The sequence below is a fragment of the Microbispora sp. H10670 genome (assembly GCF_014161385.1).
Taxonomy (GTDB): Bacteria; Actinomycetota; Actinomycetes; order Streptosporangiales; family Streptosporangiaceae; genus Microbispora; species Microbispora triticiradicis.
In genome coordinates this window covers 302,449-324,995 of the sequence record NZ_JABBWW010000003.1, presented here as the reverse complement: position 1 = coordinate 324,995, position 22,547 = coordinate 302,449, and the positions used below count along the sequence as shown (strand labels likewise).

Here is a 22,547-nt window from a genome sequence, read left to right as displayed (position 1 = left end):
GCGGACAGGCGTGACGGAGGCCGCGGCGGGGTGGCCGCGGCCTCCTGCGCGTCTGGAACTAGATCCTGCCGGTGCCGGCGTTGGCGAGGACGTTCGCCTTCACGCCGCTCGGGTTGTCGACCGTGTACGAGTACGGGATGGAGGCGACGCTGCCGGAGGTCTGCGGCGTGCCGGAGTTCACGAGGTAGTTGTCGCGGGCGACGATCGAGCCGCCCGGCGAGGAGCCTTCGGAGGTGTGCGTGGGCTCGGCGACGTTCTCGAAGTAGTTGCCCTCGACGAGCACCCCGGCGCCGCAGGTGGAGGCGATGCCGTAGCTGTAGTCCGTGTACGACGGGTTCTTGTAGTAGTAGTTGCTGAACACGTGGACCGGGTTGCCGAAGCGCACTCTCGGGTTGCGCTGGGCGCAGGTCTGGAACGCGTTGTGGTGGTACGTCACCCGCAGGTGCCCGGTGTCCTCGGAGCCGTTGCTGTCGCTGTGGCCGACGAGTGAGCACTTGACGTGGTCGTGGAGCTTGTTCCAGGACACGGTGACGTAGTCGGAGCCGTGCGTGATGTCGAGCAGGCCGTCGTAGTAGTCGGTGCCGTGGCTCGTGTCGCTCGACAGGTCGTTGTGGTCGAGCCACACCCGCTTGGCGTTGTCGAGGTGGATCGCGTCGCCGTTGCCGTTGCCGGCCGGAACCTTGGAGATCTTCAGGTTGCGCACGACGACGTTGGAGACGTCGCGGATGTTGACGCCGCAGCCGGTCAGCCCGGAGTTCGCGCCGACCCCGACGAGAGTGGTGTTGCCGCCCACCCGTACGTCCTCGGAGCAGGTGAAGTTGCCGTTGATCTGGACGGTCTTCGAGGTGTCGCCCTTCACGGCGGCGGTGAGCGCGGTCAGCGAGGTGACCGTCGTCGCCGGCCCGCCGGCGCCGCCGCTGGTGCCGCCGCCCTGCGTCGCCCAGCCGACCAGCCCGGTGGTCGGCGGAGTGGTGGGGCCGCCCGTGGGGGTCCCCGTCGGGGTGGAGGTCGGGGTGCTGGTGGGCGTCCCGCTCGGGGTGGAGCCGGTGGGCTGGAGGGTCCACTGTTTGGTGGCGACCGAGTCGCAGGAGTTCTGCTGGACGAGGGCGCCGGAGGCGGTGGAGTTGTCGGCGGTGTTGAGGCATTTGTCGCTGTTGGCGTTGATGACGCGGTAGGTGGATCCGGAGGCGGTGAGTTCCCAGGTTTGGGAGGTGGCGCCGGTGCAGGTTTCCTGTTGGACGGCTTTGCCGGCGGAGGTGGAGGCGCCGGTGACGCCGGCGCATTTGCCGCTGTTGCCGGCGGTGAGGCGGACGCCGCTGCCCTGGGCCGACAGGGTCCAGGTCTGGTTGGTCGCGCCGGTGCAGGCGGAGACGGTGAGTTGTACGCCGTCGGAGCCGCTGCTGCCGGGGACGGTGAGGCACAGGCCGCCGGCGCCGTTGACGATGCGGTAGGCGCCGGTGGTCGGCGCGGCGTTGGAGACGCCGGTGAACACACCGCCGACCAGGGCGACGATCCCGGCGACGGCGCCGGCCACCCCGGCTGCGTTTCTGGTTCTGGTTCTCACCCGAGCTCCTTGCGTGTCGTGCAGGACCCCTGACCGAGGGGTGAATCCTGGTCCCACGAGGAATTCATGGACGTGAACGACATTCATGAGTAGGAACGCCAGGCTCAAGGTACGGACCTGTCCAGCGGTGGTCAACGGTCACCGCCGGGGTCTCGTGCGTACGCGGCGCGCCGTACGAGATCATCGTGAAACGTTCACGCCGGACGTGCCGGGGAGGAGTGGGGAATGACCGACGAACAGGTGTTCAGCGCGTGGTTGCGGGACCGCAGCGAGCCCGACTGGACGGCGGTGGTCACGCATCCCTTCGCCGCCGCGATCAGCCGCGGCACCGCCGGCATGCGGCGCTACCTGGAGCAGGACTTCCAGTTCGTGGACGCCTTCACGGCGCTGCTCGGTGCGGCCGTCGCCGCGGCCGACTCCTTCGAGTCGCGGGTGGCCGTGGGCCGCTTCCTCGGGCAGACGGTGGCCGACACCGAGCGCGGCTACTTCCACCGCGCGCTCGCCGCGGTCGGCGGCGATCCGGCCCCGCCCGTGCTGGAACCGGTGACGATCGAGTTCCGCGCGCTGATGGACGAGGTGCGCCTCAGCCAGGACTATCCGCTGATCCTGGCCGTGCTGTGCGTGGCCGAGTGGACCTACCTCGGCTGGGCCACCCGGATCCCCGCCGAGGGCGAGAGCTTCGTCCACCGCGAGTGGGTCGAGTTGCACAGCGGGCCGGAGTTCGAGGCGTGGGTCGGCTTCCTGCGCGGCGAACTCGACCGGCTCGGCCCGGGACTGGACGAGAGCGGCCGGGCCCGCGTGCTGGACGTCTTCGGCCGCGCGACCGCCCTGGAGCGCCGCTTCTTCGACATGGCGGCCGGCTGATCGGCAGGGTCGTCTCAGGGAGCGCGCAGGGCCAGCGCGGCGAGGCGGCGCAGGGAGAGCCGGAGGAAGACGGCGCTCAGCGGCCCGGCGACCCGCCAGCCGATCCGGCCGGCCACCCCGAAGGGCAGGTGCAGGTGCTCCTCCCAGAGGATCCTGCTCCCGCCGCCGGGGCGGGGCAGCACCTGGAACCTCCCCGTCCCGCGGACGACCCGGCCGGTGTGGCGGACCTCCACCTCGTCCGGGGGGCGCCAGCCGGTGACGTCCATCGTGTCCAGGAACGAGAGCGGGCCGATCCCGGTCGTCGCCGCGAGCCTGCTGCCCCTGCTGTGGCCGTCACCCTCGACCACCCACGCCCGGGTCAGCAGCATCCACTCGTGGTGCCGGGACCAGTCGGTCAGCACGGCGAAGACGCGCTCCGGGCTCGCCTGCGCGTCCACCGTCACCGTGAGAGTCTCCATGCCTGTCCCCATACCTGTCCCTACGCATCGGTCGTCGCCGCCGGACGCCTCCCGCCTCGGAGGCGCGGATCAGGTCGGCTAGGTCAGGAAGCGGACCGCGTGCGACGTGGCGCCGTCCGCGGCGAACCCGAGCAGGCGCTCACCCTCGTCGGCCAGCGCGTCCCGGGCCGCCGAGTCCAGCGGTGCGAACGGCTCGATCTCCAGGGTCGCCGTCTCCCCGGCCCGCTCGATCCGCCACAGCCCGGCCACGAACCCGTCGACCAGGATCGTCGCCCGGACGATCCCGTTCACCGTGAACACCCGCCGCCGGTGCTCGTCGGCGATGATGCGCCTCCGGTCGGCGTGTGAGAGCAGCAGGTTGTCGAACTCGGGCAGGAACCGCACCGGCGCCTCGGCGTCCGGCTCCGGCGGCGTCGCGCCCGGCACGTCGAGGAGCTCCACGCCGTTCTCGTCCCGGTACGTCACCAGGTCCAGGCGTTTCACCACCGAGCGGAGCCCGGTCAGGCCGGACCAGGTCCGCAGGTCCGCGAGCGACGCCGGTCCGAAGGCGGCGAGATACCGCAGCACCATGTCCCCGGCGGCCGAGCCGTCGCCGAGCGGGCGGCCCAGCCACGACTCGGCCGGGACGTGGCGGGCCTGCGACGAGGCGCCCCACACGCCCCGCGGCGGCACCTGCACCAGCGGCACGATCCCGCGTACGGCCCTCGCCAGGGCCTCGCCGTCCGGCCACCGCTCGCCCAGCCGTGCGGCGAGCTCGGTGAACGTGAGGGGTCTCTCCTCCATCAGGGCGCGGGCGGCGGTCTCCACCTCCCGGAGGTCGGCCTCCGGCAGGCGTCCCGCGACCGACGTGCGGAGCCAGCGGTCGAGGACGGGCTGCACGACCGGGCGCAGGGCCAGGCAGTCGTCGGCGCTGACGAGGTGGATCGTGCCGCGCATCAGCACGATCCGCACGACGGAACGGTCGGTGAGCAGATCGGTCAGGTCCTCGTGCCGGAAGCCGAGCAGCCGCGTCCACAGGCCGACGTACGCCGACAGGGGCGCCTGGGACTGCATGCCCACCAGGCGTTCGATCGCGGCCGACGCCTTCATGGTGTGGCGGCGCAGCAGCATCTGACGGTCGAGCAGGGCGCGGTTGAGCGCACGTGTGGTCAGGGCGGGGGTGAGCACGCGTGGGGTGAGCACGCCGTCAACCTAACGCCCCCGACCGACATTCCGGCCGCGCCCTGCTGCCGGGATCACTACCGGGCCCTGCTTGCCGGGACCGTTGCCGGGATCCGCTCAGGTGCGTACGAGCGGCGTGTCGACGAGGTGCTCGGCGAGGAACCACGCCTGCAGCTCGCCCGTACGGACGACCTCGGAGACGAGCAGGTCGTTGGTGCCGTCGTCGCCCATGTCGGCCGCCCGGGAGGCGGCGTCGTGCGCGGCGACCAGGATCGTCTCGTGGGCTTCGAGAAGCCGCGAGAGCATGGCGGGCACCTCCTCCACGCCGTCCGGCGGCCGTGGGATCACGGTCATCTCCGCCACCTGGCGCGGATCGCCGACCGCGACCCCGCCGAGCGTCTGGATCCGTTCGGCGACGGCGTCGATGATCGGCAACTGCTCGCTCGCGTGCTTGTCGAGCAGCAGGTGCAACTGGTAGAAGGTCGGCCCCCGCATGAGCCAGTGGTGCTTCTTGTACAGGCTGTACAGGATCTGTGTGTCGGCCAGGATCTGGTTGAGCCGCTGGCAGGAGTACTCCCGGGTCTCTCTCGGCAGGCCGACGGGGAAGTCCCGGACCGTGCCGAACGACTGGATCTCCACACCCCTCTGGTGCAGCCAGGGCTGGCTGCTCGCACGGACTCCGGAGGAAGGGTTGGCAGCCAAGACGTCGCTCCTCACTCATTCGGTTTGTAGCTACCAATGAGTCTTTCGCCTGGTATGTCCCCTAAACGCCTTCTATAGCGATTTGGCCAAGATGAACCCTCCGGCCCCGTGCCCGCGTACCTCGGAGGTGTTGAGACTTCCGCGTCACCGCGCCCTCGCGTTCGCCGCCGTCGCGGCCACCGTCCTGTCGTCCGCCCTGTCCTCCGCCTGCGCCGGCCCCGACGCGACCCCCGCGTACGGCCCGCCGCCCACCGTCGAGCAACTCGCCGCGCGGGCGGGCTGCACCCCGAAGATGCAGATCGACGCGGCGGAACTCCGCCAGGGGCACTGCCACACGCCGATCGGCGACTTCTTCCTCACCACCTTCGCCACCCAGAGGGGCAAGGACGAGTGGATGGACCAGGCGCCGGAGTACAGCCCCCACCTCGTCGGCGACATCTGGACCGCCCTCGCGCCCCGGGACGTCCTCGACCGGCTCCGGCTGAGGATCGGCGGCGACCTCCACCTCAAGGACCACAGGGTCAAGAGCCCCGGGTGAGCCGGGCGTTATCCGGCCCGCAGAGCCTCCTCCCGGCCCTCCGACAGCCGGGCGGCCGTGCGCTCCGCCGTACGCCTGGCCCAGCGGCCGGTGGTCAGGACGGCGAGACCCAGGACGAGCAGGCCGTACGCGGCGGTGATCCAGTGGCCGGTGCGCGCGGCCGGCACGAAGCGCGCGCCGGAGGCGGCGGCCACGACGGCTCCGGCGATGGCCACGCCCAGCGACTGGCCGACCTGGCGGCTGGTCGAGGCGACCGCGGCGGCCACTCCCGCCTGCTCCAGCGGCATCCCGGAGACCGCGGTGTTGGTGATCGGCGGGTTCAGCATGCCGAACCCCACACCGAAGATCACGTAGATCCCGAGCAGCAGGGGGAGAGGCGTGGTGAGCGTCACCTGGGCGAGCAGCGCCCCGGCGGCGGCCAGGCAGACGCCCCCGGCGACCAGCGGCGCGCGCGGGCCGCGCGTGCCCACGAGCCGGCCGGACAGCGGCCCGACGATCATCGTGCTCACCGCGACGGGCAGCGTGCACAGCCCGGCGTCGAACGCGGAGAGGCCGCGGTGTCCCTGCAGGTAGAGCGTGTTGAGGAAGAGGAACGCGCCCAGGGCGGCGAAGCCGGAGACCGCCATGAGGGCCGCTCCGGAGAACGGCGCGCTGCCGAAGAACCGCATGTCGATGAGCGGTTCCGGCCTGCGCAGTTCGTAGGCGACCAGCCCGGCCAGGGCCGCCGCCGCGACCGCGAAACAGGCGGCGCTGACCGCGGCGCCCGCCGCCGGGCCCTCGATGATCCCGTACGTCAGGGTGCCGAGCAGGACGATGACCAGCACCTGCCCGGCCGGGTCGAGCCGACGTGCGGCCGGCGCCTTGGACTCGGGCACGTAACGCCAGGTGAGGAACACCGCGAGCAGGCCGATGGGCACGTTGATCCAGAAGATCGCCCGCCAGCCGACGCTGTCGGTGAGCAGGCCGCCGATCACCGGGCCGAGCGCCATGCTGATCCCCACGACTCCGCCCCACACGCCGATCGCCTGGGCCCGCTCCCTGCGGTCGGTGAACGTGTTCGTGATGATCGACATGGCGACCGGGTTCATCATCGACCCGCCGACGGCCTGGACGACCCGGGAGGCGACCAGCCAGGCGAGGCTCGGCGCGAGGCTGCACAGCAGGGACCCGGCCGAGAAGATCACCAGCCCGGTCTGGAAGGTGCGCCGGCGGCCCACGCGGTCCGCCGTGGACCCGGCCAGCATGAGCAGGCCGGCGAGCGTCAGCGTGTAGGCGTCGACCGTCCACTGCAGGCCCGAGACCGGCGCGTGCAGGTCCCGCCCGAGGGCGGGCAGCGCGACGTTCACGATCGTGTTGTCCAGCGACACGATCAGCAGGCTCATGCAGCAGATCAGGAGAACAAGAATCCGCCTTCGGCGGGTCATTTACGACACCTCACCACGCAACCGTACAGAAGCGGTCAAAAGTGGGTTGAGGTGGGTCGGGAGGCCGCCCCCGGCGGCCTCCTGGCGGTCTCGGGAGGTCAGATCTCCAGTCTGTCCTCGATCGAGCGGAGCTGGTGCCGGGCCAGCGCCAGGTTGGCCCGGGCGCGGTCGAGGGCGAGGTAGAGGAACAGACCCTTGCCGCCGCGGCCGGTCAGCGGCCGGATGAGGTGGTACTGCGAGCCCAGCGTGATGAGGATGTCCTCGATCGTCTCGTTCAGCTGGAGCGCCTCGATCGCCCGCAGCTTGGCCCTGACCACCTCGGTGTTGGCCGCCGCGGCCACCTGGAGGTCGAGGTCCTTGGACCCGCCGAGCGCGCCCAGCGCCATCCCGCTTCCGTAGTCGGCCACCACCGCGCCGACCGCGCCGTCGATGGTCAGCATCTCCTTGAGGGAGACATCCATGTTCGCCATGCGTTCTCTCCTGGTTGGTGTTCGTGTCCGCGGTCGCCCGCTGGCGCTATCCGCGTCCGGCGATGGCGGCGATCCTGTCCGCCGCCCTGCGTCCCTCGATCCGGAGCAGGCCGAGGTTCGCCCCCGGGCCCGCGAGAACGGTGAGGACGAGCGTGGGTCCCGCGGCGTAGCACGCGGTGTGCCCCTGGGCCGCGGAGACCAGCGTCTCCTCCAGCCGCCCGATCTGGGCGAGATCGGTCATCTTCCGGCTCAGCGACAGCAGCGCCGACGTGAGCGCCGCCGTCTGCTCGGTGCCTGTGCCTGTGCCGGTGGAGAGGTCAGTGGTCACGAGCATGCCGTCGACCGTGCACGTGAGCGCCCCGGTGATCTCGGGCGCCCGCTCGCGCAGGACGACCAGCTCCCGATGTATGTCCTGGCGAAGATCCACCGAGGCATCCCTTCCGGCCCGCTTGAGCCACCCGATCACTACAGCGCCTCCAGCGCGTCACGCACTCTGAGCAGCAGGTTCACGTCGGTCACGGCGCCGGCGACCGGAACCGCCGCCGGCCGGGGCGCGCGTCTGGGCAGCGCGGCCGGCGGTTCGTGCGGCTGTTCGTCCGGCCGTTCGTCCGGCTGTTCGTCCGGTGCCGCCTGGTCCCTCGCCAGCAGGCCCGCCGCCGCGAGCTCCCGTACGGCCAGCAGCGTGGAGTAGGCCGGGTGCCCGAGACGGCGGGCCAGCTCGACCGGAGTGGCGGTGGAGTCGGCGGCCAGCAGCAGCTCCCACTGCAACCGGGTGAGCAGCGCGTGGGTGCCGGGAATCCGCCGCAGGGGCGTCACCGGCCGCGCGTCCAGCTCGGCCGACGGCCACGCCCGCTCCAGCCGCGCCCGCCGCCTGGCGCACTCGCGCAGCAGCCCCGGCACGTCGAAGAACCAGTGGACCCCGAGCCAGTGCGCGTCGCCCGCCCTGAACCTGGTCCGGAGCGTCCTCGGGGCGAGCAGGAAGAACGCGGCGTCCAGCGTGGCCGACAGCACGCAGAACTCCAGCTCGCCCCGGCTGAGCATACCCCTGCTCACGAGCAGCGCGCCGCCGTCCCCGCCCGGCCCGGCCTCCTGCCGCGCGTGCCGGATCCCGGCGGCGTCGATCCGGCCCGATCCGCCGAGCAGGTCCTCCACCCCGGGCGTGGCCGCGCAGTCCACGTACGACACCCGCCCGCGTACGAGGTAAACCGTGCCCTCCTTGCCCACCCGCAGCGAGCCGGTGGCCTCGTCCTGGGCGAGACCGGTGAGCACGGTGTCCAGAGCCGGAGCGGACCCGGGCCGGGTTCCCATCAGGAGGCGACCAGCTCGTCCGTGACGGCGCGCAGCCGCAGCCGGGCCAGGGCGAGGTTCGCCCGCTCCACGTCCAGCCGTACGCACAGCAGCAGCGGGCCGTCGAACATCATCTCCATGGGCCGTACGAGGTGGTAGGACGTGCCGGTGGTCACGATCACGTCCTCGACCCGGAGGCCGGTCTCCTCGGACGCCGTCGCTACGCCGTCGAGCGTGGCGCGGTAGGCCGCGCTGAGCCCGGCGGCCGCCCGGCCGGGATCGGCGATCCCCCTCGCCGCGACGGCCATTCCGCTGGTGTGGTCGACCAGAATGGCGCCGAGCGCGCCAGGGATCGACATGGCCTCCGAGAGGCAGTCCTCTATCCCGATCAACCCGTCACTCCCGTCACTCCCGTCACGTCACGCCTCGCCGGTACAGCGCGGCCAACATTAGAGGAGCAGGTGGACGGGCCACCCGAGTCGGAAACGGGCTGGGATGAATGGATTAATCCATAAGAATAAGAATTGTTCTCCCCGGACTGGTAATCCCGGTTTTCGTGAAATTTCCTCGTATCGAGCGTCTCGGTGGGCAGGGCGCGGGGAGCCTCGTACGGCGGCCAGAATGGGAGGCGTGGAACGGATCCTGGTCAGCGCCTGCCTGCTCGGCCGCCGGGTGCGGTACGACGGCGGGGCCAAGACGAGTGACGACGACCTGCTCGCCCGGTGGCGGGCGGAGGGGCGGCTCGTGCCGTTCTGCCCCGAGGTCGAGGGCGGGCTGCCCGTGCCCCGCCCGCCGGCCGAGATCGAGGGCGGAGCGGGCGGTGCGGCGGTGCTGGCGGGGGAGGCCCGGATCCTGACGCCGGACGGCGCCGACGTGACCGAGGCGTTCCTGTCCGGGGCGCGGCAGGCCCTCGCCGCCGCCCGGTCCTCCGGCGTACGGATCGCGGTCCTCAAGGAGGGCAGCCCGTCGTGCGGGTCGCTGCGGATCTGCGACGGCACCCACCGCGGCAGGACCACCCCGGGGCAGGGGGTGACCACCGCGCTGCTGGAGCTGAACGGCGTCCGCGTCTTCGGCGAGGACCGCGTCCCCGACGCCGCCCGCTACCTGGAGACCCTCACGTAGCTCAGGGGGACAGCGGATCCGCGGTGACGATGACGGCCTTCTCGTCGGGCTTGTGCACCAGGACGTTGTCCACGTAGGACCGCACCGCGGCGTCCAGGCCGACGTCCTTGCCGGCCGCCTCCGACATGTACCAGCGGTGGTCGAGCACCTCGTGGAAGAGCTGGGCCGGTTCCAGCTTGCGCCGCATGGCGGCCGGGATCGCGCTCACCACCGCCTGGAACACCTCGGCCAGCCAGCGGTGCGCCACGATCGCCTCGTCCTCGTGCCGCAGCCCGTTCGACACCCGGAACGCGTCGAGGTCGTTGAGCAGCCGCCTGGCCTGGTTCTCCTCCACGTCGAGGCCGGTCAGGCGGAGCAGCCGGCGCTGGTGGTGCCCGGCGTCCACGACCTTCGGCCGTACGATCAGCCGGGACGTGCCGGCCTTGCGGCGCACCATCATCTCGGCCACGTCGAAACCGAGCGAGTTGAGCCGGCGGACCCGCTGGTCGACCCGGTGCCAGTCGACCTCCTCGATGATCTCGTCCTCGGTCAGCTCGTCCCACAGCCGGTGATAACGCTCGACCAGCTGGTCGGCGAAGACCAGCGGGTCGATGGTCGGGTGGAGCAGCCCGCCGGCCTCCAGGTCGAGCATCTCCCCGTAGATGTTCACGTGCGCCACGTCGATGTCGTGGGCGCGCTGGCCCTCGCTGATCGCGGGGTGGAGGTCGCCGGTCTCGGCGTCCACGAGATAGGCGGCGAACGCGCCGGCGTCCCGGCGGAACAACGTGTTCGACAGCGAGCAGTCGCCCCAGTAGAAGCCGCTCAGGTGGAGCCGTACGAGCAGCACGGCGAGCGCGTCGAGCAGGCGGGTCAGCGTGTCGGGCCGCACCGAGCCCGACAGCACGGCGCGGTACGGCAGGGAGAACTGCAGGTGCCGGGTGATCAGGGCGGAGTCGAGCTCCGAGCCGTCGGCGGCGCTGCGCCCGGTCACCACGGCCACCGGCTCGACCGACGGCGCGTCGTGCCGGGCCAGATCCCACAGCAGGCGGTACTCCCGCTTGGCGTACCGGGTGCTGATCTCCTTGATCGCGTAGACCCGGCCGGACAGCCGGGCGAAGCGCACGACATGCCGGGAGATGCCGCGCGGCAGCGTCACCAGGTGGTGGACGGGCCATTCTTCGAGGGGGAGGTCCCAGGGCAGGCGGATCAGGTCGGGGTCGCTGGGGGCTCCGGTGATCTGCAGGGGCACCGATTGCTCCTTATCTGGGGGCTTCCACACAAGTGTCGCGGATAGAGTCGGGCGCTATGACGCTGGTGGACGAGTTCATCGATTGGTACCTGGCCGAGAACCCGGTCATGGCCGCTCTGCTGGGGGCCGACGGGTACGACCGCACGCTGGGCGACTTCAGCGAGGCCGCCTTCACGGGACGGGAGCGGGCGGCCGAGGAATGGCTGCGCAAGCTGTCGGAGGCGGCCCCCGAGGACCCGGGGGACGAGATCGACCGCGACCTGGTCGCCGCCCATCTGCGCGGCGCCGTGGCGCTGGCCCGCTGGCCGGAGTGGCGGCGTGATCCGGCCGCCTACCTCGGTCTGGTCTTCGCCTCGATGTTCACGCCGTTCCAGCAGCGCCTCAAGCCGGAGGCCGAGCTGGTCGACGCCGCCGCCGCGCGCCTCGCCGAGGTGCCGGCCGTGCTCGCCGCCTGCCGGGCGAACCTGGACCCAGAGATCGCCGCCGACCTGCTGGTCCGGCGCGGCCTCGACCAGGCGCGTACGGGACGCCGGTTCCTGACCGAGACGCTGCCCGCCCAGGTCGGCGACCCGGAGCTGCGGGCGCGGCTCGCCCGGGCCGCCGAGCCCGCCGCCGACGCCTTCGACGGGCTGGTCCGCTTCCTGGAGGACTTCCGGCCGGGGGGCAGCTGGCGGATGGGCGAGGAGCTCTACTCCGCCCTGCTGCGCGAGCGGGAGATGCTCGGGTACGGCGCCCCCGAGCTGCACGAGAAGGGCAGGCAGGCCTGGGCCGAGCTCGACGGGCGGATGACCGAGGTCGCGTCCCGCCTCGGACCGGGCACCTGGCGGGAGGCGATGGAGTCGCTCATGGACGACCACCCGCCGACCCTGGAGGCCATGCGCGCCGAGTACGAGGCCGAGACGCTGCGGGCCCGCGACTTCGTCCGCGAGCGGGGACTGGTGACCTTCCCGGAGGGGGAGGAGTGCCGCGTCGAGCCGTCTCCGGAGTTCCAGCGGCCCATCATCGCCGTGGCGAGCTACCTCGCCCCGCCGCCGCTGTCGGCCTCGCGGGACGGGATCTTCTTCGTGCCGTACACGCCGGACGGCTTCACCGAGGAGCAGGTGCGGCAGCGGCTGCGGACCAACTCACGGGCCCAGATGCCCTCGATCAGCGTCCACGAGGCCTACCCCGGGCATCACTGGCACCTCGGGTGGATGGCCGGCAATCCGCGCCGCGCCCGCAAGATCTTCCGTACGCCGTACTTCGTGGAGGGCTGGGCGCTCTACGTCGAGAAGCTGATGCACGAGCAGGGATACTTCGACACCCCGCAGACCGAGCTCGCCCACCTCGACTGCCGCATCTGGCGGGCCGCCCGCATCGTGGTGGACACCGCGCTGCACTGCGACGACATGACGCCGGAGCAGGCGGAGGAGTTCCTCACCACGAAGGCGTCCCTGTCGCCGGGGACCGCCGCTGGAGAGGTCAGCCGCTACTGCGCCTGGCCCACCCAGGCTCCCTCGTACCTCACCGGCGCACTGGAGATCGAGCGCATCAGGGCCGACTACGCGGGCGACCTGCGGACCTTCCACGACACGATCGCCGGGTCGGGCGGACTGCCGCTCGGACTCGCCAGGAAGGCCGTGCTGGGCTGAGCCCCGTGGCTGGTTCAGGTCCTAGGCGTGAGGTCAGCCGGCGAGCGCACGTTCGATCACGGCGGTGAGCTGGTCCTCGGTGAGCACCGCGGGCCGGCCCACCCCCAGGGCGCGGACGTAGACCTCGCACAGCCATTCGAGCAGGCGGGTCGCCTCGAACGCCTGCTCCAGGCCGTTCCCGATCGTCACCGCGCCGTGACTGGCCATCAGGGCGGCCTGCCTGCCCTCGATCGCGGCGAGGACGCCTTGCGCCAGTTCCGGCGTGCCGTACGTCGCGTACGGGGCGACCCGGACCGTGCCGCCGAGCAGCAGCGCGTTGTAGTGGACCGGCGGCAGCTCGGTCATGGTGGAGGCGACGACGGTCGCGAAGACCGAGTGGGTGTGGACCACGGCCCGCGCGGAGGTCGCCTCATACAGGGCGAGATGCGTCGGCGTCTCCGAGGAGGGCCGGGTCCCGCCGTCGACCACCCGGCCGGTGAGGTCGAGGACCGGGCAGTCCTCGGGCCGGAGCCGGTCGAGCGCCACCCCCGACGGAGTGACGACGACCAGGTCGCCCTCCCGGGCGCTCAGGTTGCCCGAGGTCCCGATCACCAGACCGAGTTCCGCCGCCTTGCGGCCGTACTCGCACAGCTCACGCCGCAGCTCGTCCACTCGTTCGTTCACCTGCTCGTCCACCCCGTCATCCACCCGGCGAATCTACACAATCGGCGGGTTTTCGTGATGTCCTGAACTCATGTACGAGGCTTCCGAGTGGCGTCGCGAGGGTGACACGATCCGCAGGACCGTCGTCGCCCGCGACTTCCGTACGGCCATCGCGATCGTCAACGACATCGCCGAGCAGGCCGAGGCGCTGAACCACCATCCCGACATCGACATCCGGTGGCGCACCCTGCATCTGGCGCTGACCACCCACGACGCGGGCGGCCTCACCGACCTCGACTACAAACTCGCCGCCCGCATCGACGCCATAGTCGCCGACCACGAGGCAGGATCCGCACAACCCTGAAGCACGGGCTCCCGATCCTCGAAGCCCGCGCTGCCCGCGCTGCCCACACTGCCGCCGGCCCTGCGCGTCGCGGGTGCGGCGTCACGCCGCTGCACCCGGGCATGGTTCGCGGAGTCGTCCCGCCCCTTGCTGCGGCTTTTTTTGGGCGCTTTCGTCCGGCTGAGCCCCCTTATGTAGTGGCTTTGATCGGCACGTGACTGTGCAATTTGTGCTGGGAGCTGACGACATCGTGCAGTACGTCGCGCAGGGTGATATATGCCGATTTATTTGTTTCGCTGTCTCAGCGTCGTCCCTGCGCGCCTGTGACTCCAGCAAAATCGCTGCTCAGGGTGTTCGTGGCACGCTGGTGTGGAAGAATTCATACAGGATTTCGAATCGGCAGGGGAGGTATGATGGATCTGTTCGACACTGATCCTGAGCGCCTCCGTCGTTCGAACGATACTGGTGATGGCGACTGGTGGGATCAGCTCATTGCTGGCTCGCCCCTTTGGTCTTCCGAGGGCGCACTTGCCCGTGAATACGTGCCGATCGTCGATCCCGATACGCGAGAGCACGCGAGCCGGCACGGTATCCCGGCGAATTTCCCCTTCATGCGAGCATTTACGACTCGTGCGGGTACCGCTGCCGTTGACGACTCCATCGCTGACGAAACCGCGAATGGCCTCGCCTCTGATGGCGCTCCTGACCATGCCGACATGCCCGGCCCTGGAGTCGGTTCCGCCGCCTCTGCCCCTTACGCAGGAGGTGCCGGCAGCGGCGCCCCCGGCCCTGCCGGTGCCGCTGCCGCGCGCACGGATGCAGGGCGCACTGATGGTGGTGCCGCCGACGGTGCTTGTCCTGACGGCGATTCTCCTGGTTGTGCTTCTCCCGACGCGGCTTGTCCGGATGGTGCCGAGGGTGCTTACAGTGGCGCTTCCGCTGGTGCTTCTGGTGGTGGGTCCGGTGGTGTATCGGGCGGTGCCACAGGCGCCGACCGGAGCGATGCGGGCCCGGGCCGGGATGCTTCTGGTGCCGGTGGGTCGTCGTCGTGGGTGGCGGTGGCGGCTGTTGGTGAGGCGGCCCGGGCGGTGGCGCTGGTGCCGGTGCCTGAGTCGGCGGAGGTGTGTCTGGCGGAGGCTGAGGAGTTGCTGTCGGCCCGGGATCGGATCACTTCGGCGTTGGCCGCCCGGGTGGGCCTGGTGCATCGGGCCGGAGAGGCGAGGAACCATGGGCACGCCTCCACCCGGTTGTGGCTGCGCAGCGTCGGGGGGATGACCATCCCGGGTGCGGGCCGGTTGGTGACGATGGGCGTGGAGTTGGGTCGTCTGTCGCGGGTGCGTGAGCGGTTCGCCGAGGGCAGCTTGCCCGAGGGGATCGTGGAGGCGATCTGCACGGCCACCGCGGGGTTGACCGACGACCAGGCGACGACGGCTGAGGGGATTCTGCTGGAGTTGGCGGGTTCGGCGGGTGCGGCGGAGGTGGCCAAGGCGGGGCGGTATCTGCGGGCGGTGCTGGACCCCGACGGCCACGAAAACGATGAACAGGCCGACTTCGACCGCCGGTTCTTCCGGGTGCGGCGGCGCAGGAACGGCGGGCTGGAGGGAGAGTTCTACCTGCCGGTGGAGGCGGCCGCGCGGTTGCAGCACCTGCTGGACGTCTACGCCAAGCCCAAGGCTGAGGGCGACGACCGCACGCTGAGCGTGCGGAACGCCGATGCTGTCATCGCGTTCCTGGACAACAAGATCGCGACCGAGCTTCTGGTGCTGGTCACCGCCGAATCCCTCCCCAACGACCCCCCAGCCGGCCACCCCACCAGCGACCCCTCAGGCACCGACCCCTCGGGCGACCACCCCACCAGCGACCCCTCAGACACCGACCCGAGCGACGGCCCCGGCCCCGGCCCCGGCCCCGACCTCGGCTCCTGCGGCCCTGGCTCCGTCCCCGGCGCTGACGCCTGCGTCAGCGAGGACTTTGGCACGCCTTACGCCGGCACAACCGACGCCGGCAGCGAGCCCTCTGCTCCCGAGCACCCGGCCACAGGCGGCCCGGCTGTCGTCTGGCCGCACTTCGACGCGGCCCACGGCGACGAGCGTGCCGCCCTCGGCGAGGTTGGTGAGGTCGGCGAGGTCGACGACACCCGGCAGGGGCATGCTGACGAGGCAGAGACGCACAGACACCGAGCGTGGTATCCGCAGCGCACTCGTGCGCAGCAGACGCATGCCCCCGATCCCCCGACTGAGCCCCCGACCAAGAGTGACGACGCCACTGGCGCTCACACGGAGGACGGTCCAAGCGGGGATCGCCCTGGGGATCGCCGTGCTCACGGCTGCCCCGGCGAGGACCGCCCTGCCGACGACTGCCCTGCCGACGACTGCCCTGCCGACGACTGCCCGACGGAGGGCTACCGGCACGCCTCCTGGACAGGCGAGGCGCGGCATGAGACGTCCCGGACAGGAGCCGACGCTCCGCCGGGGGTGGAACGCGACGATGACGCGTGGCCTGGGGTGGGGGTGAACAGTCCGCCGCCGGGGGTGTGGTTGCGGGGGTTGCCGGGGCTGATCCTGGCGACCGGGCAGCTGCTGCCTGTTGCCAGCGTGCATCGGCTGGCTCGCACCAGCACTTTGGTGCGGATCGTGATGGACGCCGGTGGGCAGGTGCTGGACATGGGCCGCAAGGTGCGCCTGGCCACCCCGGCTCAGCGGCGGGCGGTCTTCGCCCGGTATGCGATCTGCTGGGTGGACGGCTGCCCGTTGCCCGCCACGATGTGCCAGGTCGACCACGCCGAGGACTGGTGCAGTGGCGGGCTGACCGACCTCAAGTTGCTGGGGCCGGCGTGCCAGTTCCACAACCGCGACCGCTACCGCCACCCGAACCGCTACACCCGCCGCAAGATCGGCGACGACCGCTGGGCCTTCACCTACCGCAACCCCCGAGACTCCCGAAACCCCCGCAGCGCCCGGCGGCGCCTATGACTCTGAACCCCTCGACGCCGCTGGCCGGTCAGCCGAACAGGTCGGCCGGGGGTACGGGGGCGAGGACGGAGTCGCCGTCGTGGATGGGGGCGGCCCCGGCGACCAGCCGGGTCAGGTCCCCGTCCGCGACGCATCGGGCCTGGGTGAGGCCGCCCGCGGCCCTGCGGGTCAGCGCCTCGACGGGCAACTGCCCGGGGGCCGCCGTCAGGATGACGTTGCCGAACCTGCGGCCGCGCAGGATGCCGGGCTCGGCGAGCAGTGCGGTGTGGGGGAACACGCGGGCGGCCGTGGAGACGACCCGTTTGACGAAAGGCAGGCCCTTGCCGTCCGCGACGTTGATGAGGGCGGTACCGGAGGGACGCAGGACACGGGCGATCTCCGCCATGTACTCCGCGGTCGCGAGTTCGACCGGCATGGTCGCGCCCGAGAACGCGTCAAGCACGAACAGGTCGGCCGAGGCGTCCGGCAGGGCGGCGGTCGCCGTGCGGCCGTCCGCCACCCGGACCTTCAGCCGGGGCACGGACTTAAGCCTCAGCTGGTCGCGTACGAGCTGGACCAGTCCGGCGTCCGGCTCGACGACGATGTGCCGGGACCCGGGCCTGCGGGCGGAGACGTAACGCGGGATCGTGCAGGCCCCGCCGCCGACGTGCACGGCGTCGAGCGGGCCCTCCGGCAGGCAGTCGATCACGGCGGCGATGAGCTGTACGTAGGAGAAGTCCAGATAGGTGGGATCGGTCAGGTCCACGTACGACTGGGGCACGCCGTCCCTGATCAGCATCCACCCGTCGGGCCGGTCGAGGTCGCGCAGGAGCTCCACCTCGCCGAAGGTCACTTGATAGCGGCCTGGCAACGGTTCTTTGCTCCTTGCCACCTTTGGCTCCTTTCGCGTGATATGAGAACCGTATGCGGAACAGGGCCCTGCTCGCCCTCGTCACGGTCGCCGCGGCCATTTTCGTCTTCGGCGTGGTCGGCCTCGTGGTCTCGGGCAGGCAGGAGCCGGTGATGGTCGCCACGCCGGTCGCGTCCCCCACCCTTCCGCGAACGCTCGAACTGCGTCCGGACGGCTCGCCGGACGAGACGGCCGCCGCCTACTTCGACGCCTGGACCAAGGGCGACTACGAGGCGATGCGCGACCTCGTCGACGAGCCGCCGGCCGACTTCGCCGACCAGCACCGCCAGTTCGAGGACGCTGCGCTGTCGAACTCGATGCGGATCACGCCCGGGACGGTGAAACGCGACGGGGACGAGACGGCCGAGGTGCCCTTCACGCAGGAGCGGGACGAGCCGGACAAGGGGCCCTGGCGTTTCGACTCGGTCCTGCGCCTGGCCGTAAGGGACGCCACCTGGAAGGTCCTGTGGACGCCGGCCGTCCTGTTTCCCGAGATCGAAGCCGGTGGCCGCCTCGTCAGGACCACGCCGACGACCGGGCCGCTGCGGCCGGTGACCCGGGAGGGAGAGGAGTTCCCCCAGGACTCGGACGCCGACGCGTACCTCGACGGGCTGGCGGGCCAGGTGGCGGCGCCCACGAACGGTGTCGAGGTGGGGTGGGAGCTGCGGGTCGAGAACCCGGCATCGCCGTCGAAGGTCGTCCTCGCCTACACGCCCAAGCAGCAACCGGCCGGCGTGCGGACGACCATCGAGTGGTCGGTTCAGGCGGCGGCGGCCCGGGCGCTCGACGGCGTGCCGCAGCGGGCCGCCATCGTCGCCGTACGACCGACGACCGGGGAGATCCTCGCGGTCGCCGACCGTCTGGGCGGACGGGGCGCCTTCGAGCGCAAGTACGCCCCCGGTTCGACGTTCAAGACGGTCACGGCCGCCGCCCTGCTCGGTGGAGGGCTGGCCCCCGACACCACAGTGGAGTGCCCGGCGGTGTACCAGATCCCCTTCCACCGGCCTATCCACAACTACCACGACGAGGACCACGGGGCGGTCACGCTGCGCCACGCCTTCGCCCTGTCGTGCAACACCACCTTCGCCCGGCTGACGGTCGAGCGGCTGAACGCCGACAGGCTGGTCGAGCAGGCGAGGGCGTTCGGCTTCGGCGTGCAGGGGGAGAGCGGCGGCGGGGAGGGCAGTGGGCAGGGTGGTGGCTACACGTGCGGCAGCCTGAAACGGCCGGAGAACCCCGACGCGCTCGCCGAGGACTCCTTCGGGCAGGGCACGGTCGAGGCGACCCCGCTGTGCATGGCGCTGGTCGCGGCGGCGGTGAAGAGCGGCGAGTGGCGGCCGGCCCGCCCGCTGGCGGATGACGCGTCCCAGGGCGAGCTGCCGCAGAGCGTGCCCCTGCCGTCGAACGTGGCGGAGGGGCTGCGTGACCTGATGAGCGCGGTCACCGTCGACGGGACCGCCGCCGAGGCCCACCTGCCGGAGGGTGTGGCCGGCAAGACCGGCACGGCGGAGGACTGGCAGGGCGGCCAGGACCACGCCTGGTTCATCGGCTACCAGGGCGACCTCGCCTTCGCCGTGTTCGTCGAGCACGGCGGCACCGGGCGGAGCGCCGCCGTGCCCATCGCCGCCCGCTTCCTGAAGGCCCTCTAGACCCTTCAGACACCGGGCCAGGCGAACCGGTGGGTGTGGATCCCGAAGTAGGTGAACGCCTCGGCCCTGGTGACGCCGGGCACCCGTTTGACGTGGTCGTTGAGCACGGCGAGGAGCTCGGCGGGCTCCCGGCACACCACCTCGGCGAACAGGTCGAACGAGCCCGCCGTGAGCACCACGTAGATCACGCCGGACAGTTCGCTGATCCGGTCGGCGACCTCGTGCACGTCGCTGTCGACGCGTACGCCGATCAGCGCCATGACCGGCAGGCCCAGCGCCATCGGGTCGGTGACCCCGACGATCTGCACGACGCCCTCGTCGCGCAGCCGCTGCACCCGCTGCCGTACGGCGGGGGCGGACAGGCCGGTCGCCTCGGCGAGCGCGGTGTAGGAGGCCCGGCCGTCCCGCTGCAGCTCGCTCAGCAGGACCCGGTCGATCTCGTCCGGGATCATGCGACCAGCTCGGCGACCGCCGCCGCGAACACCTCGTGGTGCCGGTCCACGTCGGCCTCGGTGGTGGCCGGGGACATCAGCGCCATGTTGTGGAACGGCGTGAGCAGCACTCCCCGGTTGGCCAGGTAGACGTGCAGGTAGTCGTCCAGGTCGGGATCGCCGGCCGCGTTCGACTCGCCGCCGTTGCGCGGGGCCGGGCTGGTGAAGCGATACTCGGCGCGTGCGCCCAGCCGGCTGACCGACCACGGCAGGCCGTGGTCGCCGATGATCTCCTCGACCCCCTTGGCGAAGCGGGTCGCCAGCTCGGTCATGGCGGTGAACGCGTCGTCGGTGAGCACGTGCTCCAGCGTGGCCCGCATGGCGGCGACCGACAGGGGGTTGCCCGCCAGCGTGCCGCCGACCCCGCCCATGTCGACCAGGTCGAGCCCGTCCATCGCCTCGATCCGCGCGGCGACCTCGGCCGACAGGCCGTACCCGCCGCTCGGGATGCCGCCGCCGACGGCCTTGCCGATCGTCACGATGTCGGGACGCAGGTCCCAGGCCTTCGTGCAGCCGCCGGGCCCGGCCGAGAAGGTGTGGGTCTCGTCGTTGATCAGCAGGCTGCCGTGCCGCCGGGTCAGCTCGCGCACGCCCTCCAGGTAGCCGGGCTCGGGCAGCACGATCCCGATGTTGGTCAGGGCGGGCTCCATCAGGACCGCCGCGACGTCGCCGTACGCCAGCTCGCGCTCAAGCGCGGGCAGGTCGTTGAACTCCACGACGCGGGAGGTCACAGTGGGGTCGACCGGTGCGCCGACGTTGCCCTCGCGGGACACCTGCCGGCCGTCCGGGCCGACCACGATCAGCACCTCGTCCACGCTGCCGTGGTAGCAGTAGCTGTTCACCAGGATCTTCGGCCTTCCGGTGATCGCCCGGGCCAGTCGGATCGCCCACCGGTTGGCGTCGGTGGCGGTCAGCGAGAAGCTCCAGTACGGCAGGCCGAACCGGCGGCCGAGTTCGGCGCCGACCCAGGCCGCGTCCTCGGTCGGCATCATCACGGTGGCGCCGCCCAGGCGGCCGAAGCGGTCGGCGACCGCCTCCACGGTCGCCCGCGGTGAGTGCCCGGCCATCGCGCCCGTGTCGCCGAGGCAGAGATCGACGTACTCGTGGCCGTCGAGGTCGGTGACGCGGGCGCCGTGGGCCTCGGCCAGGTACAGCGGGAAGCCCGCGGCCGTCTTGTTCATCCACGTCATCGGCACGCCGCCGAAGAGATGCCCTCTCGCCTGCTCGTACGCGGCGGCCGAGCGCGGGTTCCGCTCCCGGAAGAGGCCACGCTCGCGGTCGAGCAGCCGGGCCAGGTGAGTACGGTCGATCATGTTCCCTGCCTCAGAAAAGCTTGCCGAACCCAGTGTCGGCCACGGATTCTGAAGCAAAAGTACACAACCGCGTTCGTTTCGTCATCGCCGGGGTGGTCGCGTCCGTAGTCGGGAAAACTTCTCGTCTGAAAAATATTCTTCCCGGACGGTAGTAAGGCGGAAACCATTCACATAGATGACCGACTGTGAGGGAATCATCTCGTCTCCCGGCCTGACGCGGAGGCGACATGGACCCCAGCGCTGTGCACGACGCCCTCGCACGGCACCTGCTCGTCGACGGCTTCCGGCTGGTGCTCGACCTGGACCGGAGCGCGGGCTCCTGGCTGGTCGACGCCCGTGACGGGCGCAGGTATCTGGACTTCTACACGTTCTTCGCCTCCTCGCCGCTCGGGGTCAACCCCTTCGCCGGCGACCCCGGGTTCGTCGGACTGCTCGGCCGGGTGGCGGCCAACAAGCCCGCCAACTCCGACATCTACACCGTGCACCTCGCCGAGTTCGTCGAGACGTTCCGGCGGGTGCTCGGCGACCCGGAACTGCCGCACCTGTTCTTCGTCGAGGGTGGGTCGGCGGCCGTGGAGAACGCCCTCAAATGCGCCTTCGACTGGAAGAGCCGCTGGAATGAAGCCCACGGCCGCCACCCGGGTCTCGGCACCCGGGTCCTCCACCTGACCCGGGCCTTCCACGGCCGCGGCGGCTACGCGCTCTCGCTCACCAACACCGACGCCGTCAAGACCGACCGGTTCCCCCGGTTTTACTGGCCGCGCGTCGACGTCCCGGCGATCCACCTCGGGGACGTCGAACGCGCCGAGAAGCGGGCGCTGGCGCAGGCGAGGGAGGCGTTCGAGCGGTTCCGCCACGACATCGCCTGCTTCATCGCCGAGCCGATCCAGGGCGAAGGGGGCGACAACCACATGCGCCCCGAGTTCCTGCGGGCCATGCAGGGCCTGTGCCACGAGTACGAGGCGCTGTTCGTGCTGGACGAGGTGCAGACCGGGGTGGGTCTCACCGGCACGCCCTGGGCGTACCAGCAGCTCGGGCTGGCCCCCGACATCGTGGCCTTCGCGAAGAAGGTGCAGGTCGGCGGCATCATGGCGGGCCGCAGGGTGGACCTGGTGCCGGACAACGTGTTCCGGGTGAGCGGCCGGATCAACTCCACCTGGGGTGGCGGGCTGACCGACATGGTGCGGTCCCGCCGGATGCTGGAGATCATCGAGCGGGACGGGCTGATCCCGAGAGCGGCCATCCTGGGCGAGAAGCTGCTGGGCGCCCTGCGGGGCCTGGAGTCCGACGGCCTGGTCGCCAACGCGCGGGGTCGTGGGCTCATGTGCGCCTTCGACGTCCCCGACCCCGGCGGGCTGGTCACCCGGCTGCGGGAGGAGCGGGCGATCCTGGTCCTGCGCTGCGGCGAGCGGTCGGTGCGGCTACGCCCTGCCCTGTCCGTCCAGCCCGACGAGCTTGAGCACGGCCTCGCCGGTCTCCGCGCCTGCCTCGCCGGCGTCTGAGCACCTCTCCCGTCCTTCCCCGGACGGCTCCGCCTCGCCGCGCCAGCGGCAGATGGCCCTGACCCGCGACTCCACGCCCAGCTTCGCGTAGATGCGGTTCACGTGGTTCTTCACGGTCTTCTCGCTCAGGAACAGCCGCTGGGCGATCTCGCCATTGGAGTGACCTGTCGCGATCAGCTCCATGACCTCGCTCTCTCGCTTACTCAACCCAAGGGCGGTGTGGTCGTCGCCTCTCATCCGGCCTCCGTCGAAGACGTCAGAGATCGCCGGGGCCCCCGCGCGGCGGTTGTCAGGCAG

General features: G+C 71.3%; 23 protein-coding genes. 8 read left to right on the top strand and 15 right to left on the bottom strand.

From position 1 onward, the window contains the following. Positions 1-58: 58 nt before the first annotated feature. Positions 59-1,564, bottom strand: coding sequence for an RICIN domain-containing protein (locus HHX33_RS07170; RefSeq protein WP_310741256.1), 1,506 nt, complete (start codon positions 1,562-1,564; stop codon positions 59-61). Between the two features lie 225 nt (positions 1,565-1,789). On the opposite strand from HHX33_RS07170, the gene HHX33_RS07165 reads away from it, so the two are divergent. After that, complete coding sequence (locus tag HHX33_RS07165) at positions 1,790-2,428, top strand: TenA family protein (protein ID WP_182873889.1); 639 nt, start codon at positions 1,790-1,792, stop codon at positions 2,426-2,428. Positions 2,429-2,442: 14 nt separating this feature from the next. Here the strand turns inward: HHX33_RS07165 and HHX33_RS07160 are convergent, their stop codons facing one another. From HHX33_RS07160 to HHX33_RS07150, 3 genes are all read right to left on the bottom strand, one after another. Beyond that, positions 2,443-2,886, bottom strand: a complete 444-nt coding sequence (locus HHX33_RS07160) for an SRPBCC family protein (protein WP_182873888.1) — start codon at positions 2,884-2,886, stop codon at positions 2,443-2,445. A 78-nt stretch (positions 2,887-2,964) separates the two neighbouring features. Next, entirely contained in the window at positions 2,965-4,068 is a 1,104-nt protein-coding gene (locus HHX33_RS07155; protein WP_310741255.1) for a winged helix DNA-binding domain-containing protein, read from the bottom strand. A 96-nt stretch (positions 4,069-4,164) separates the two neighbouring features. Then, a complete protein-coding gene (locus tag HHX33_RS07150; protein WP_182873887.1) occupies positions 4,165-4,749 on the bottom strand; it encodes a Dps family protein in 585 nt (194 codons plus the stop codon). 130 nt (positions 4,750-4,879) lie between these two features. On the opposite strand from HHX33_RS07150, the gene HHX33_RS07145 reads away from it, so the two are divergent. Continuing rightward, on the top strand, positions 4,880-5,287 hold the full coding sequence (locus HHX33_RS07145) for a hypothetical protein (protein WP_182873886.1): 408 nt from the start codon (positions 4,880-4,882) through the stop codon (positions 5,285-5,287). A gap of 8 nt (positions 5,288-5,295) precedes the next feature. Here the strand turns inward: HHX33_RS07145 and HHX33_RS07140 are convergent, their stop codons facing one another. From HHX33_RS07140 to HHX33_RS07120, 5 genes are all read right to left on the bottom strand, one after another. Beyond that, positions 5,296-6,711 carry an MFS transporter gene (locus HHX33_RS07140; protein WP_167521575.1) on the bottom strand — a complete coding sequence of 472 codons (1,416 nt, stop codon included), beginning with the start codon at positions 6,709-6,711 and terminating at the stop codon, positions 5,296-5,298. Positions 6,712-6,809: 98 nt separating this feature from the next. Beyond that, positions 6,810-7,181, bottom strand: coding sequence for a hypothetical protein (locus HHX33_RS07135; protein WP_111698019.1), 372 nt, complete (start codon positions 7,179-7,181; stop codon positions 6,810-6,812). Positions 7,182-7,227: 46 nt separating this feature from the next. Next, positions 7,228-7,608 (bottom strand): roadblock/LC7 domain-containing protein, encoded by a 381-nt coding sequence (locus tag HHX33_RS07130; protein WP_182873885.1) that lies wholly within the window; start codon positions 7,606-7,608, stop codon positions 7,228-7,230. 38 nt (positions 7,609-7,646) lie between these two features. Beyond that, positions 7,647-8,489, bottom strand: coding sequence for a MarR family transcriptional regulator (locus HHX33_RS07125; RefSeq protein ID WP_182873884.1), 843 nt, complete (start codon positions 8,487-8,489; stop codon positions 7,647-7,649). Next, positions 8,489-8,827 (bottom strand): roadblock/LC7 domain-containing protein, encoded by a 339-nt coding sequence (locus HHX33_RS07120; protein WP_244302199.1) that lies wholly within the window; start codon positions 8,825-8,827, stop codon positions 8,489-8,491. The genes HHX33_RS07125 and HHX33_RS07120 overlap by 1 nt, the downstream gene beginning before the upstream one ends. A 271-nt stretch (positions 8,828-9,098) precedes the next feature. On the opposite strand from HHX33_RS07120, the gene HHX33_RS07115 reads away from it, so the two are divergent. Beyond that, positions 9,099-9,590: a DUF523 domain-containing protein gene (locus HHX33_RS07115; RefSeq protein ID WP_182873883.1), complete on the top strand. Its 492-nt coding sequence runs from the start codon at positions 9,099-9,101 to the stop codon at positions 9,588-9,590. A 1-nt stretch (position 9,591) separates the two neighbouring features. Here the strand turns inward: HHX33_RS07115 and HHX33_RS07110 are convergent, their stop codons facing one another. After that, positions 9,592-10,818 (bottom strand): DUF4032 domain-containing protein, encoded by a 1,227-nt coding sequence (locus HHX33_RS07110; RefSeq protein ID WP_182873882.1) that lies wholly within the window; start codon positions 10,816-10,818, stop codon positions 9,592-9,594. 56 nt (positions 10,819-10,874) lie between these two features. Between HHX33_RS07110 and HHX33_RS07105 the strand changes: the two genes are divergently transcribed. Next, positions 10,875-12,449, top strand: coding sequence for a DUF885 domain-containing protein (locus HHX33_RS07105; protein WP_182873881.1), 1,575 nt, complete (start codon positions 10,875-10,877; stop codon positions 12,447-12,449). 33 nt (positions 12,450-12,482) lie between these two features. Here the strand turns inward: HHX33_RS07105 and HHX33_RS07100 are convergent, their stop codons facing one another. Then, the gene (locus HHX33_RS07100) at positions 12,483-13,136 is read right to left on the bottom strand and encodes a class II aldolase/adducin family protein (RefSeq protein ID WP_310741253.1); all 654 of its coding nucleotides are present in this window, start codon (positions 13,134-13,136) and stop codon (positions 12,483-12,485) included. Positions 13,137-13,182: 46 nt separating this feature from the next. On the opposite strand from HHX33_RS07100, the gene HHX33_RS07095 reads away from it, so the two are divergent. Together HHX33_RS07095 and HHX33_RS07090 are read left to right on the top strand one after the other, a co-directional pair. After that, positions 13,183-13,455, top strand: a complete 273-nt coding sequence (locus HHX33_RS07095) for a 4a-hydroxytetrahydrobiopterin dehydratase (RefSeq protein WP_111698014.1) — start codon at positions 13,183-13,185, stop codon at positions 13,453-13,455. A gap of 1,037 nt (positions 13,456-14,492) precedes the next feature. After that, positions 14,493-16,406: an HNH endonuclease signature motif containing protein gene (locus tag HHX33_RS07090; RefSeq protein ID WP_182873880.1), complete on the top strand. Its 1,914-nt coding sequence runs from the start codon at positions 14,493-14,495 to the stop codon at positions 16,404-16,406. A gap of 28 nt (positions 16,407-16,434) precedes the next feature. On the opposite strand, the gene HHX33_RS07085 is transcribed toward HHX33_RS07090, so the two are convergent. Beyond that, the gene (locus HHX33_RS07085) at positions 16,435-17,277 is read right to left on the bottom strand and encodes a fused MFS/spermidine synthase (RefSeq protein ID WP_310741252.1); all 843 of its coding nucleotides are present in this window, start codon (positions 17,275-17,277) and stop codon (positions 16,435-16,437) included. Between the two features lie 32 nt (positions 17,278-17,309). On the opposite strand from HHX33_RS07085, the gene HHX33_RS07080 reads away from it, so the two are divergent. Further along, positions 17,310-18,944: a penicillin-binding transpeptidase domain-containing protein gene (locus HHX33_RS07080; RefSeq protein WP_182873879.1), complete on the top strand. Its 1,635-nt coding sequence runs from the start codon at positions 17,310-17,312 to the stop codon at positions 18,942-18,944. 5 nt (positions 18,945-18,949) lie between these two features. Here the strand turns inward: HHX33_RS07080 and HHX33_RS07075 are convergent, their stop codons facing one another. Beyond that, positions 18,950-19,396 carry an Lrp/AsnC family transcriptional regulator gene (locus tag HHX33_RS07075; RefSeq protein ID WP_182873878.1) on the bottom strand — a complete coding sequence of 149 codons (447 nt, stop codon included), beginning with the start codon at positions 19,394-19,396 and terminating at the stop codon, positions 18,950-18,952. Continuing rightward, positions 19,393-20,748, bottom strand: a complete 1,356-nt coding sequence (locus tag HHX33_RS07070) for a transaminase (RefSeq protein ID WP_111698010.1) — start codon at positions 20,746-20,748, stop codon at positions 19,393-19,395. The genes HHX33_RS07075 and HHX33_RS07070 overlap by 4 nt, the downstream gene beginning before the upstream one ends. A gap of 227 nt (positions 20,749-20,975) precedes the next feature. Here HHX33_RS07070 and lat point away from each other — a divergent pair, with 227 nt between their 5' ends. Continuing rightward, positions 20,976-22,250 carry an L-lysine 6-transaminase gene (gene lat / locus HHX33_RS07065; protein WP_111698009.1) on the top strand — a complete coding sequence of 425 codons (1,275 nt, stop codon included), beginning with the start codon at positions 20,976-20,978 and terminating at the stop codon, positions 22,248-22,250. Here lat and HHX33_RS37070 read toward each other — a convergent pair. Further along, the gene (locus tag HHX33_RS37070; RefSeq protein ID WP_111698025.1) at positions 22,170-22,487 is read right to left on the bottom strand and encodes a helix-turn-helix domain-containing protein; all 318 of its coding nucleotides are present in this window, start codon (positions 22,485-22,487) and stop codon (positions 22,170-22,172) included. The genes lat and HHX33_RS37070 overlap by 81 nt on opposite strands. Positions 22,488-22,547 lie beyond the last annotated feature (60 nt).